Annotated in this window: 8 protein-coding genes; 6 read left to right on the forward strand and 2 right to left on the reverse strand. The window is 56.8% G+C overall.

The features are described from left to right. Positions 1-230: 230 nt before the first annotated feature. The 6 genes from ACVDG4_RS05245 to ACVDG4_RS05270 all read left to right on the forward strand — a co-directional run bounded on the left by ACVDG4_RS05245 (position 231) and on the right by ACVDG4_RS05270 (position 7,431). A complete protein-coding gene (locus ACVDG4_RS05245; protein ID WP_133950350.1) occupies positions 231-1,715 on the forward strand; it encodes a replicative DNA helicase in 1,485 nt (494 codons plus the stop codon). A gap of 177 nt (positions 1,716-1,892) precedes the next feature. Then, the gene (gene alr, locus ACVDG4_RS05250; RefSeq protein ID WP_447234265.1) at positions 1,893-3,035 is read left to right on the forward strand and encodes an alanine racemase; all 1,143 of its coding nucleotides are present in this window, start codon (positions 1,893-1,895) and stop codon (positions 3,033-3,035) included. Positions 3,036-3,050: 15 nt separating this feature from the next. Further along, positions 3,051-4,445 (forward strand): DNA repair protein RadA, encoded by a 1,395-nt coding sequence (gene radA, locus ACVDG4_RS05255; protein WP_209173612.1) that lies wholly within the window; start codon positions 3,051-3,053, stop codon positions 4,443-4,445. Positions 4,446-4,514: 69 nt separating this feature from the next. Beyond that, positions 4,515-5,129 (forward strand): CvpA family protein, encoded by a 615-nt coding sequence (locus tag ACVDG4_RS05260; protein WP_133950356.1) that lies wholly within the window; start codon positions 4,515-4,517, stop codon positions 5,127-5,129. An 84-nt stretch (positions 5,130-5,213) separates the two neighbouring features. Beyond that, positions 5,214-6,686, forward strand: a complete 1,473-nt coding sequence (gene purF / locus ACVDG4_RS05265; protein WP_133950358.1) for an amidophosphoribosyltransferase — start codon at positions 5,214-5,216, stop codon at positions 6,684-6,686. A 16-nt stretch (positions 6,687-6,702) separates the two neighbouring features. Further along, complete coding sequence (locus ACVDG4_RS05270; protein WP_447234266.1) at positions 6,703-7,431, forward strand: SDR family NAD(P)-dependent oxidoreductase; 729 nt, start codon at positions 6,703-6,705, stop codon at positions 7,429-7,431. Between the two features lie 24 nt (positions 7,432-7,455). Here ACVDG4_RS05270 and ACVDG4_RS05275 read toward each other — a convergent pair whose 3' ends face one another. Next, the gene (locus ACVDG4_RS05275) at positions 7,456-11,226 is read right to left on the reverse strand and encodes a LamG-like jellyroll fold domain-containing protein (RefSeq protein ID WP_447234267.1); all 3,771 of its coding nucleotides are present in this window, start codon (positions 11,224-11,226) and stop codon (positions 7,456-7,458) included. 1,177 nt (positions 11,227-12,403) lie between these two features. Further along, positions 12,404-13,204: an inositol monophosphatase family protein gene (locus ACVDG4_RS05280; protein ID WP_306146876.1), complete on the reverse strand. Its 801-nt coding sequence runs from the start codon at positions 13,202-13,204 to the stop codon at positions 12,404-12,406. Position 13,205: the final 1 nt, after the last annotated feature.

Here is a 13,205-nt window from a genome sequence, read left to right on the forward strand (position 1 = left end):
AAGTGCTGGATTTTCCATTAACTAATCATTAACTATTTAAAAACATATTGAATATCAACGACTAATAGCCAACCCCTGAGTCCTCAAAGGCGGTTTGAGTCAAGTGCGTTTTCAATCTTTCCCCGTTGATCTGTGGACGCCGGTGGGAATCTGCGTCAAGCTTTTTTGCAGCTTGAGCCCATACCGGTCTGAGGCTATTTCCGATGACAACACGGTCATCGGGGGCAGGCATGAAGGGTACTTTGCAGAAGGTCGAGACAGAAGAAGACGTCCAGCGTCTGGCACCGCATAACGCGGAAGCCGAGCGGCAGCTTCTTGGCGCGATCCTCGTCAACAACGAGACGTTCTACCGCGTGTCCGACTTTCTGGAACCGCACCACTTCTTCGTGCCGCCGCATCAGGATGTCTATGAAAAAATCGGCCACCTGATCCGCGCGGGCAAGACCGCCTCCCCGATCACCCTCAAGACGTTTTATCCGGCCGACGCGAAAATCGCTGACCTGTCTGCGACCCAGTTTCTGCTGCGTCTTGCTGGCGATGCGGCGTCAATCATCAACGCGGAAGACTATGGCCGCACCATTTATGATCTTGCCATCCGCCGGAACCTGATCCGGATCGGCGAAGACATGGTCAACATCGCTTTTGACGCACCGATCGATGTCCCGCCGGAGCAGCAGATTGACGACGCCGAGCGCCGCCTTTTTGAACTGGCTGAAACGGGGCGCAGCGAAGGCGGATTTGTCTCCTTTGGCGATGCGCTGACTGAAACCATTGAAATGGCCCACGCGGCCTACAATCGTGAGGGCGCCCTGTCCGGGATTTCCACCGGCCTGCGCGAACTCGACAAGCTGATGGGCGGTTTGCAGCATTCCGACTTGATCGTTCTCGCAGGGCGTCCCGCGATGGGCAAAACCTCGCTTGCGACCAACATTGCCTACAACATCGCACAAAGCTATCAGGCCGAAGAACAGCAGGACGGAACGATCAAGACCGTCAACGGCGGCGTGGTTGGTTTCTTCTCGCTCGAAATGTCGGCCGAACAGCTCGCAACCCGTATCATTTCCGAACAGGCTGAGATCTCATCTTCGAAAATCCGCCGCGGCGACATTTCAGAGGCTGAGTTTGAAAAGCTGGCCGCTTGTGCGCAAACAATGCAGTCCGTTCCGCTTCATGTCGATCAGACCGGTGGTATTTCCATTGCCTCGCTGGTAGCCAAGGCCCGCCGCTTGAAACGTCAGCGCGGTCTTGATCTGCTCATCGTTGACTATATCCAGCTCCTTTCCGGCTCGGCCAAGAACCAGGGCAACCGCGTTCAGGAAATCACAGAGATCACAACCGGGCTGAAAGCGCTCGCAAAGGAGCTCAATGTTCCGATCATCGCGCTTTCTCAGCTTTCGCGCCAGGTGGAATCGCGCGATGACAAGCGCCCGATGATGTCCGACTTGCGTGAATCCGGCTCCATCGAGCAGGACGCCGACGTGATCATGTTCGTGTTCCGTGAGGAGTATTACCTTTCCAAAACGGAACCGGATGAAGGCTCGCCGGAATATGAGATCTGGCGGGACAATATGGAGCGGCTGAAAGGCAAGGCGGAAGTCATTGTCGCCAAGCAACGTCACGGACCAACCGGAACCGCGAACCTTCACTTCGAAGGTCAATACACCCGCTTCTCCGACTTGGCTGAGGACGACCACCTGCCCGAGCGCTACGAGTAGGATTGCACTTCCAGGCCGGGTTGGATCTTTAACCAAGCAGGGCCGGCTTGACCGTTTTGGCTATCGGACGGGCACACTCTGCCCAAACCAAACGCTTTGCAGGCAGCGGCGAACCTTCTAATGTCGGCGGGTTGATGCACTGCGAAATCCGATTCTGTCCGGAGACCTGTCAGCCTCGTGTCCGAAACGCTCCTAAATGCCTATCCCTCCGCCCTCTATGGCGGCCGTCTGACCGTTGACCTGAACGCGATTGCCGCGAACTGGTCTCTCTTGAGGTCCAAGTTGGCGCCGGGCAGCGAGTGCGCGGCGACAATCAAGGCAAATGCATACGGAACGGGGCAAGCGGAAACGGCAAAACGGCTCTTCGAGGAAGGTTGCCGGACGTTCTTTGTGGCGGTTCCAACAGAAGCCATTGCGCTGCGCCAGACACTTCCAAGTGCCACCATCTATGCGCTCGACGGCTTGTTTCCGGACACGGCTGATCTGCTTCTTCAACACGATGTTCGGCCGGTCCTCGGTTCGCTGGACGAACTGAAAGAGTGGGCCGCACTATGCAGGACAGCCGGCAGGAGTTTTCCAGCGGCTGTCCATGTCGACACCGGAATTCATCGGCTTGGCTTGTCTGGCGACGAATTTGGAACAGCGCTCGCCGATCCAGCACTTATGGCCCCCTTTAAACCGAGCCTCCTCATGTCGCATCTGGCTTGCGCCTCGGATCCGGATCATCCGATGAACAAGGAGCAGCTTGCCCGGTTTATCGCGCTCACCTCGCCGTTCAAGAGTGTTCCACGGTCCCTTGCCAACTCCGCCGGCGTCCTGATGGGGCCGGACTATCACTTCGATCTGGTTCGTCCCGGCATTTCTCTCTACGGCGGCCGGGCCGTCGACCATGGCGACAATCCGATGCAGCCGGTCGCCAAAGTAGAAGCCCGCATCATGATTGTGCGAAACGTTCCGAAAGGCGATGCGATCGGCTATGGCGCCACCCAAACCGCGAAACGGCCGCTCCGCAATGCGGTCGTCGCGGCCGGTTACGCGGACGGGCTGTTGCGGCGTGCCAGCTCCTCAGATGACCGTCCTGGCGGTTTTGGAATGATTGGCGGCCACAAGGCCCCAATTCTTGGACGGATCTCCATGGACATGATCACGCTCGACGTCACCGACATTCCAGAACACCTTGTTCAGCGCGGCGGGCTTGTGGAAATGCTGGGGCCGAATGTTGCGGCGGCTGACATGGCGGCCTATGCGGAGACCATCGACTACGAATATCTGACAAGCCTCGGACGGCGCTTTGAGCGCATCTACGGCCCGTTGGGTTGATTGGAGTTTTATTAGATGGCCCGCCGGTCCACATCTTTCGTTTGCCAATCCTGCGGCGCGGTCACCGCGAAATGGGTCGGCCGCTGCGAATCCTGCGGTGAATGGAACACCATTGTCGAAGAGCAGACGGGTGGCGGCATTGGCGGAGGTCCGAGCCGGGCTTCAAAGTCCAAGGGCCGTGTTGTCCCACTTGTCGGCCTGACCGGGGACACCAAGGAAGCGCCGCGCATTCAGACCAAGGTTGCCGAGCTTGACCGGGTCACTGGCGGCGGCTTTGTCCGCGGCTCCGCCCTGCTTGTCGGCGGTGATCCCGGGATCGGAAAGTCGACGCTCCTGATCCAGGCGGCAGCTCAACTTGCCAGCCTCGGTCACAAGACCGTTTACATCTCCGGCGAGGAAGCGATCGGCCAGGTGCGGTTGCGCGCTGAGCGACTGGGACTGGCAGAAGCTCCGGTCGCCCTTGCTGCAGAAACCAGCGTTGAAGACATCCTGGCGACCCTGGAAGCTGACACGGCCCCGGCGATGTTGATCCTGGATTCCGTCCAGACGCTCTGGACAGATCAGGCGGACTCACCGCCTGGCACTGTTACGCAGGTGCGGGCGTCAGCTCAGGCCATGGTCCGCTATGCCAAGAAGAATGGCACCACTTTGGTGCTCGTCGGTCATGTCACCAAAGACGGGCAGATCGCCGGCCCACGGGTCGTCGAGCACATGGTGGACGCGGTTCTTTATTTTGAGGGCGATGGTGCCCATCAATACCGGATCCTGCGCTCGGTCAAAAACCGGTTTGGTGCAACTGACGAGATCGGCGTTTTTGAAATGACCGGCAAGGGTCTTCAGGAAGTGCCCAACCCGTCAGCGCTTTTCCTGGGAGACCGCAATACCACGGCGCCCGGCGCAGCGGTCTTTGCAGGCCTTGAGGGCTCGCGGCCGCTCCTCATCGAAATCCAGGCCCTGGTGGCACAATCCTCCCTTGGAACGCCCCGGCGCGCTGTGATCGGCTGGGACACTGCGCGTCTATCCATGATCCTTGCGGTTCTAGAGGCGCGCTGCGGTGTGCGTTTCTCGCAGCATGATGTCTATCTGAATGTCGCCGGCGGGCTCAAAATCAACGAGCCCGGTGCTGATCTTGCCGTTGCTGCTGCCCTTGTCTCTTCGCTCAGCGGGCTTGCCCTTCCGGCCAATTGCGTCTATTTCGGCGAGGTCAGTTTGTCGGGGGCCATCCGGCCCGTGGCGCAAGCTCAATCAAGACTGAAAGAGGCCGAAAAACTTGGCTTTGATCAGGCTTATTGTCCAGAGGGTAACCTCAAGGACGGCGCCGCGTCTCCCTTCAAGGCAACGGGATTGCCGGAACTTGGGGACTTCATCGCTAAACTGACAGCGGAGACTGGTGCACAAGGGGCAACCTGACGCATCATCAGACCCGCTAGAGAGTGTAATTTTCGCGCTTCGGCGCCAGACAGAGGACTTATCGGAAACATGCCGATTACGCTGCTGGACGGACTGCTTCTGGTCATCATGCTCATCTCGGCGGTTCTGGCGATGATCCGCGGGTTTGTCCGCGAAGTCCTGTCGATCGTTTCCTGGGTCGCTGCGGCCGTTGCCGCGTTCATGCTCTATGAGCGCGTCATGCCATACACCCAGCAGTACATCTCACAAGATCTGGTCGCTATGGGTGTGTCCGCGGCTGCCGTCTTCCTGGTGACTCTGATCGTTGTCAGCTACATCACCATGCGCATTTCCGATTTCATTCTGGACAGCCGCATCGGTGCGCTTGATCGCACGCTCGGCTTTGTTTTCGGCGCCGTCCGCGGCCTTTTGCTGGTCGTTGTCGCAATGATGTTCTTCAACTGGTTCGTCCAGCCGGAACAACAGCCGCGCTGGGTGCAAAACGCTAAGTCGCTGCCGATCCTGTTGTCGGTGGGCGAACGATTGGTCGCGGTCTTGCCAGAAGACCCGGAAAAAGCGATTCTGGACAAGATCCGGGAAAATGAGCTAACAGGCGGACAACGCTCTAGCGCGCCTGCAGAAGAGCCCACTTACAGCGACTCTGAGCGTCAGGGCCTGGAACAGCTGACCACGGACAGCAACTGACGCCGAAAACCGGCGCCCGTTTAGACAAACGACACAATATCCGGACCGGCCCGCAGACCGGCCAGAATGTAAGGAGTGGTCGCCATGACTGGCGGAACCGATTTCCATGAGCCGTTCGACATCAATGACGACACATTGCGCGAAGAGTGCGGTGTGTTCGGCATTCTGGGCCATGAAGATGCCAGCGCGCTGACCGCGCTCGGCCTGCATGCCCTGCAGCATCGCGGCCAGGAAGCGGCCGGTATCGTGACCTTCGACAATGAGCAGTTCCGGGCGGAACGCCATTTGGGTCTTGTCGGGGATCACTTCTCCGACGCAGAGACGATCGGCCGCCTCACCGGCCGTGCCGCCATCGGCCATGTGCGCTACTCCACGACTGGCGAAACCATCCTACGCAACGTGCAGCCGCTGTTTGCCGAGCTGGAAGGCGGCGGCATCGCAATCTGCCACAACGGCAATTTCACAAATGCGCTGACCTTGCGCCAACAACTGATCCGCGACGGCGCGATCTGCCAGTCCACGTCGGACTCAGAGGTTGTCCTACAGTTGGTCGCCCGGTCCCGCGAACAGAAAATCGTCGATCGGTTTGTTGAAGCGATCACCCAGATGGAAGGGGCTTATGCCCTTGTTGCGCTGACGTCGAAGAAGCTCATTGGCGCGCGGGATCCGCTTGGCATCCGTCCGCTGGTTCTGGGCGACCTGAATGGTGCTCCGATCCTCGCGTCTGAAACCTGCGCGCTCGACATCATCGGTGCAAAATTCATCCGGGACGTGGAAAACGGCGAAGTCATCGTCTGCACATCCACCGGTATCCAGTCCTTCTTCCCGTTTGGCAAGCGCCCTGCCCGACCGGACATCTTCGAGTATGTCTACTTCTCCCGTCCTGACTCCATCGTTGGCGGCCGCAGCGTCTATGATGTGCGCCGGGACATGGGCCGGGAACTCGCGCGTGAATCCCACGTGGACGCTGATGTGATCGTACCGGTGCCGGACAGTGGTGTACCAGCCGCTATTGGCTACAGTCAGGAAAGCGGCGTTCCGTTTGAACTCGGCATCATCCGCAACCACTATGTGGGCCGGACCTTCATTGAACCGACCCAGCAAATCCGCGCGCTTGGCGTGAAGATGAAGCATTCCGCCAACCGATCACAGATCGAAGGCAAGCGCGTTGTGCTTGTGGATGACAGTCTGGTCCGTGGCACAACGTCCGTGAAGATCGTGCAGATGATCCGTGATGCCGGCGCCAAGGAAGTGCATTTCCGCTTGGCAAGCCCGCCGATCAAGCATTCCGACTACTACGGCATCGACACGCCCGTTCGTGAAAAGCTGCTGGCAGCGAAGTATGGGCTTGAAGAAATGTGCAACTACATCGGCGCCGACAGCCTTGCCTTCCTCTCCGTGGACGGAATTTACCGGGCCGCAGGTTATGACGGCCGGGACAACGAAAACCCGCAATTTACAGACCATTGTTTTACTGGCGACTACCCGACACCGCTTACCGATCTGTCCGAAGATCAGGATTTTGTCAGTGCGCCGCGTCTGGTGGAAGTCGGCTAAGGAATTAGCGAGCAACATGACACAGGATTTTGAAGGCCGGGTCGCCCTGGTGACCGGTGCATCGCGCGGTATTGGATATCAACTCGCCAAACAACTGGCAGCGCGCGGCGCGCATGTGATTGCGATCGCCCGCACCGTTGGTGGTCTCGAGGACCTCGATGACGAAATCCAGTCTGCAGGCGGCCAGGCAACACTTGTTCCTGTCGACCTCACGGACCATGATGCCCTGGATCGTCTTGGCGCCGCGATCTATGAGCGCTGGAAGAAACTCGATGTCTTTATCGGCAATGCCGGGATGCTGGGTATCCTGTCTCCGCTCGGCCATATCAGCCCGAAGGACTTCGAAAAGGTCATGTCGGTCAACGTGACCGCAAATTGGCGTTTGATCCGGTCTTTGGATCCACTCCTGCGCCAGTCCGATGCAGGCCGCGCCCTCTTCCTGACTGCGGTGCAGGCCAGCACCTGCCCGGCTTTCTGGGGGCTGCAGTCCGTCTCCAAGGCCGGAGTTGAGGCAATGGCCCGCACCTGGGCGAATGAAAGCCTCAAAACCAACATGAAGATCAACTTGGCTGATCCCGGCCCCGTCCGGACCGGACTTCGGGCCAAGGCGATGCCGGGCGAGCCGCCGGAAAACCTGCCACATCCACGGGACATCGCGCCCGAGCTGGTCGAGCTCGTAAAGACCGATGTCCATGAGACCGGCAAACTCTACGATCGCGTCAGCCGCGAGTGGGTTTCATACTAACGCATGCGCTAGTGACACCGCAGATCAAACAAGGACGCTGTCCGAAAACAGAGGTTTGATCTGTGCTTCGTCGAGTTGTTGATCAAGCAGTGTGAAATCTTTGATGGTTCCGTCAAACCGGTTGCCAATCCAGCCAATCTCACCGGTCTTGCTCCCCCACCCATTGCCGCCCAGTATCAAATACTCCTTGTTTGCAGCAAGGTTTGTTTGGAACTCTGCATCTGAGGCGACAACTGCACCATTTAGGTACAAATACACACCATCATCACCAAAAGTGGCCGCAAAATCATATTCTTGGCCCGCGACAATGGAGTTCTTGGCATACAGCCAGGTTTCATCCTCCGCGGTTTGAAACCGGACCTTTAGCGTTCCGCTTTCGGTAACAAAGGCCGTCACATGGCCACCATCACCGTTTCCCTTGGCATCTTTGGAAAACAGGGCATCGTGAGAGGTTATGGCGTCTGCCTTGAAGGTGAAGGCGATTGTTCCTTCCGAAACTGCCATTTTTTCTTGGTGCTCAATGGCGAATTGATCATTGCGGACATTATCGAAGTTCATCGCCCCCGGCACCGCCACGACAACATTTGCTCCTGGGGGAGGCGTCAAGGAAATACCCCCCGGCAGGTTTGATGGTGGTGTGTATGGTTCTCTGTCTTCGGCGATTTGGATGGGCTGGATCGCTTCGCTGAGATCGGCAATGGACGTCACGATGCCGTAAGCCGGTTTTGATGTTGTCGAGATGTCGGTCAGCTTGACCAGATCCCCATAGACCGTGATCGTGCCCAGATCATCCTGATTGTGCGCGCCGCCACCCCTGCCCTGATCGGAGTACAACCGGATCACCGAATGGTCCATCACACCGTCGGCATTGGCATCGCCATAGCTGATCGACCGGATCTTTGTGGTATGTCCCTCAATCAGGATCCGGTCGCCCTCCCCCCGGTTGAAGTCCATGATCACGTCATGGCCGATGATATCGACCCAGTGGTCATGCAGCTTGTCGTTTTCACCGGCCACACCGTGCCAGCGGATCGTGCCATCATTCTGTGTATGCTTTTCGATGTAACGCTGCTTGGCGTTGATCAGGGTCTGGAAGTAGAACGTGTCGGCCCCAAGCCCGCCCGTCAGGATGTCATCGGCGGGGATTGGCTGGTTTGGGTAAACCTTGCCGTTGATCAGTTCATTTTCCGGATCTCCCTCGTCACGGCCCTCGATATAGGCAATCGCCCCCTCCCGGCCATCTGACTGCGAGATCAAAAGATCATCGCCAGCCCCGCCGTTGAGGACATCTTCTCCATGACCGCCGTCGAGAACATCATTGCCCTCGCCGCCGTCCAGGTGGTCATTGCCATAACCGCCTTGCAGCACATCATTGCCGGCCGCGCCATCAATCGTGTCATTGCCAAGCCCGCCATCAATCGCGTCAGCCTCACCAGACCCGGTCAGTGTGTCTGCTCCGTCTGTTCCGGTCTGCACGGCCGCACCGGTAGTCAGGGCACCATCATGGGAGATGCCATAGGCCATCGCCAGCGCCTTGGCCTCATCAGAGCCGTGATGCAACTGCTGGAAAGCGGGGAGCAGGTCTTGCTGCACCATCGCTTTCAGGGCAGCGCTTTCAAACGAGGCATCCACCACACCGGCCAGCGCTGCGACATCCATCTGACCCAACTGGCTGTCAAACACCATCACATCGGAGATCGTGCCGTCGAACTGAGAGGACGCCCGCTGACTGTCGTCCGACCGCCAGGCGCCCGAAGCACCAACGACAAACGCCCGGGTGTTTAACTCCAGCCCTTGCTGGAAATCGGGTTCCGACGCAGCTAATTGACCATTCAGATAGACATTGAGGCCATCTGCTCCAAAGGACACAGCCAGATGATAGGTCTGACCTGCGGCTATCGTCACGTCCTTGACCTTCAGATACTCGCTTTCCGTGCCCGACTGCTGGCGGACAATAAGAGCGCCCTTGCGCAGGTACACCGTCAGGTGGCCGCCGGCGTCGTATCCCTTGCCGTCCTTGGAAAACAACGTCCGGCTTGCCTCAACATCATCGGCATTGAAGGCCAAAGCCACCGTGCCATTGGAAAGAGACAACGCAGGCGTATGAGCCGCCTGAAGATAATCACCCTTCTCACCTGAAAAACTCGTGAAACCCTCAAAGGCAAACACAGGTGTCATTCCAGATGGAAGCGGCAGATCGCCAACCCCCGGCAGGTTTGCTGGCGGTGTGTATGGTTCTCTGTCTTCGGCGATTTGGATGGGCTGGATCGCTTCACTCAGATCAGCAATGGACGTCACGATGCCGTAGGCCGGTTTTGATGTTGTCGAGATGTCAGTCAGCTTGACCAGATCCCCATAGACCGTGATCGTGCCCAGATCATCCTGATTGTGCGCGCCGCCACCCCTGCCCTGATCGGAGTACAACCGGATCACCGAATGGTCCATCACACCGTCGGCATTGGCATCGCCATAGCTGATCGACCGGATCTTTGTGGTATGTCCCTCAATCAGGATCCGGTCGCCCTCCCCCCGGTTGAAGTCCATGATCACGTCATGGCCGATGATATCGACCCAGTGGTCATGCAGCTTGTCGTTTTCACCGGCCACACCGTGCCAGCGGATCGTGCCATCATTCTGTGTATGCTTTTCGATGTAACGCTGCTTGGCGTTGATCAGGGTCTGGAAGTAGAACGTGTCGGCCCCAAGCCCGCCCGTCAGGATGTCATCGGCGGGGATTGGCTGGTTTGGGTAAACCTTGCCGTTGATCAGTTCATTTTCCGGATCTCCCTCGTCACGGCCCTCGATATAGGCAATCGCCCCCTCCCGGCCATCTGACTGCGAGATCAAAAGATCATCGCCAGCCCCGCCGTTGAGGACATCTTCTCCATGACCGCCGTCGAGAACATCATTGCCCTCGCCGCCGTCCAGGTGGTCATTGCCATAACCGCCTTGCAGCACATCATTGCCGGCCGCGCCATCAATCGTGTCATTGCCAAGCCCGCCATCAATCGCGTCAGCCTCACCAGACCCGGTCAGTGTGTCTGCTCCGTCTGTTCCGGTCTGCACGGCCGCACCGGTAGTCAGGGCACCATCATGGGAGATGCCATAGGCCATCGCCAGCGCCTTGGCCTCATCAGAGCCGTGATGCAACTGCTGGAAAGCGGGGAGCAGGTCTTGCTGCACCATCGCTTTCAGGGCAGCGCTTTCAAACGAGGCATCCACCACACCGGCCAGCGCTGCGACATCCATCTGACCCAACTGGCTGTCAAACACCATCACATCGGAGATCGTGCCGTCGAACTGAGAGGACGCCCGCTGACTGTCGTCCGACCGCCAGGCGCCCGAAGCACCAACGACAAACGCCCGGGTGTTTAACTCCAGCCCTTGCTGGAAATCGGGTTCCGACGCAGCTAATTGACCATTCAGATAGACATTGAGGCCATCTGCTCCAAAGGACACAGCCAGATGATAGGTCTGACCTGCGGCTATCGTCACGTCCTTGACCTTCAGATACTCGCTTTCCGTGCCCGACTGCTGGCGGACAATAAGAGCGCCCTTGCGCAGGTACACCGTCAGGTGGCCGCCGGCGTCGTATCCCTTGCCGTCCTTGGAAAACAACGTCCGGCTTGCCTCAACATCATCGGCATTGAAGGCCAAAGCCACCGTGCCATTGGAAAGAGACAACGCAGGCGTATGAGCCGCCTGAAGATAATCACCCTTCTCACCTGAAAAACTCGTGAAACCCTCTATCGAATAGATCGCTGGACGCGAAAGCGTATTGCCTGTCGACTGCATGGTTCTGCCCTCCCCGCAGTATTTCAACAAAACCAGCCCCAATGGCGCCCAGGAATGGCGCTCGCCATTTGAGATTAAGTTTCCGAAGTTGCTTCAACGGGCTTAAGGTAACGATCCGAATTTGACGAAATAATTGAGCAAATATGGCTCAAATTAATTGAAAATCAGATCTTAATAAGACTGAATTTTCTAATTATCGAAATCATCTTTGATTTCATCACTTAAGAAACCGTCAAATAATATTGATTTTGCTCGAACTAACTCGAACGAACACTTCAAAGCCGAAAACATATGTTTTAATAATAAGATATATTCGAAAATAAATATTCAAATACGCATGAGAAAACGCTGTAGCTGAATTCACTCCCAGAACCGAATATTTCGACTCACCAAATTCGCATGTGAAATTATGTCAGCACCTCTTGGAGTATGCTCCGCTGACACTCAAACCGGGCTAGGAACTCCAGACGGGATGTAATCCCCGTGTCTCCCCAGGCGCTGTGGCCTCATTGACCGCGGCAACCTTGTCGATTTCAGATCCAAGAATAGTGACGGCATGCGGCGGCACAAAAATGAACAGCACCCGGGCCCTGATCGACTAGCATGTTTGAGGACCGAAGAACCGCTTTAGACCTATCTCACAATGAAAAGAGATTACTATCAATCACGAATTTTTCTGCGTAGTTGTATGGTTCGCTGCCTATGAAGGCGAACGCGAAGGCTCCGGCTGCGCTCGGAAAAATAAGCAACTGTATGTGACTGACAGATTGGTGTTTTCTTATAATACGGATGAACAGATAGGACACAGATAGAATCGTTGCCGTAACGACAAGGAAAATAACCAAGTCAAAAGTCGGCCCTAGCCACACTGAAAGCGCGCATACAAGTTTTGCGGCACCTCCGCCCAAATATCCCCGATAAAACAAGAATACAAACACAACTAGCAGAAATAAAGAAACCGTCGTGTTTGCAAGTACAATTGAAATTGGCACCCCAACTACAGCAGCGAACGGGTAAAATGTCAAAAACAACGACAAAGAAAACCAATTAGATATCTGCTTCATAGCGGATAACTCCAAAAAAATTATTTTAATACTTAATTTTCAAACCCTAACCCAGTATTAATCAATCATTTATAATATATAATGAATCTTACAACTACATAACTTAAGATACATTACTCCGCCGCTTGCAGCGGGGCGAAGGAGCTTTCGGCAATGTCGGTCAACTCCGCAAAAACACCCGGTGCACCGGTCACCACACGGGTGCCGTGATAAAGGGCATGGGCGACGTCCTGCTCCAGAACCTTTCCGCCGGCCTCCTGGATAAGCAGCATGCCTGCGAGGCAATCCCAGGCGTTCATGTGTGACTCGATGTAACCGATTAGGCGTCCGGCACCGGTATAGGCGAGCATCAGGCCGCCAGAGGCATTGCGGAAGAAAACCCCGCCCTTGGACACCAGCGCCCCGACTGCATTGACAGCATCGGTCACGGATGTGCGGCCATTGAAGCCGACGCCGACGGAGCCGACAGACACGCTTTCGCTGTCCGATACCTTGATCGGCTTGCCGTTCAAAAAGGCACCGCCGCCTGCCAACGCTGAGAATGTCTCCCCGGCGACCGGATCATGGATCACTCCGAGAAGGGTCTGGCCTTGCTGAACACATGCGATGATGACGCACCATTGCGGTATGCCGGTGACGAAGTTCGCCGTGCCGTCGATCGGATCAATCACCCAGGTGAACCCGCTCTCGCCTTCTTCCATGCCATGTTCTTCGCCCAGGATCCCGTCGTCCGGATAGGCTTCAGACAGCGCGTCGCGAATGAGTGTCTCAACGTTCTGGTCCGCTTCGCTTACAAGGTCCTGATGACCCTTTTGCGTGATCGTCAGGGTGTCGAGTTTTCTGAAATAATCCAGCGCGACAAGTCCGGCCTTTTGTGCAAGCGCTTCGGTAAAGGCAAGCCGATCGGATGACATG

Source organism: Roseibium sp. MB-4 (genome assembly GCF_053005265.1).

Coding starts and splice junctions, on each gene's coding strand:
- ACVDG4_RS05280 (WP_306146876.1), bottom strand. CDS start 13,204: ATGTCATCCGATCGGCTTGCCTTTACCGAAGCGCTTGCACAAAAGGCC.
- purF (WP_133950358.1), top strand. CDS start 5,214: ATGACTGGCGGAACCGATTTCCATGAGCCGTTCGACATCAATGACGAC.
- ACVDG4_RS05260 (WP_133950356.1), top strand. CDS start 4,515: ATGCCGATTACGCTGCTGGACGGACTGCTTCTGGTCATCATGCTCATC.
- ACVDG4_RS05245 (WP_133950350.1), top strand. CDS start 231: ATGAAGGGTACTTTGCAGAAGGTCGAGACAGAAGAAGACGTCCAGCGT.
- ACVDG4_RS05270 (WP_447234266.1), top strand. CDS start 6,703: ATGACACAGGATTTTGAAGGCCGGGTCGCCCTGGTGACCGGTGCATCG.
- radA (WP_209173612.1), top strand. CDS start 3,051: ATGGCCCGCCGGTCCACATCTTTCGTTTGCCAATCCTGCGGCGCGGTC.
- ACVDG4_RS05275 (WP_447234267.1), bottom strand. CDS start 11,226: ATGCAGTCGACAGGCAATACGCTTTCGCGTCCAGCGATCTATTCGATA.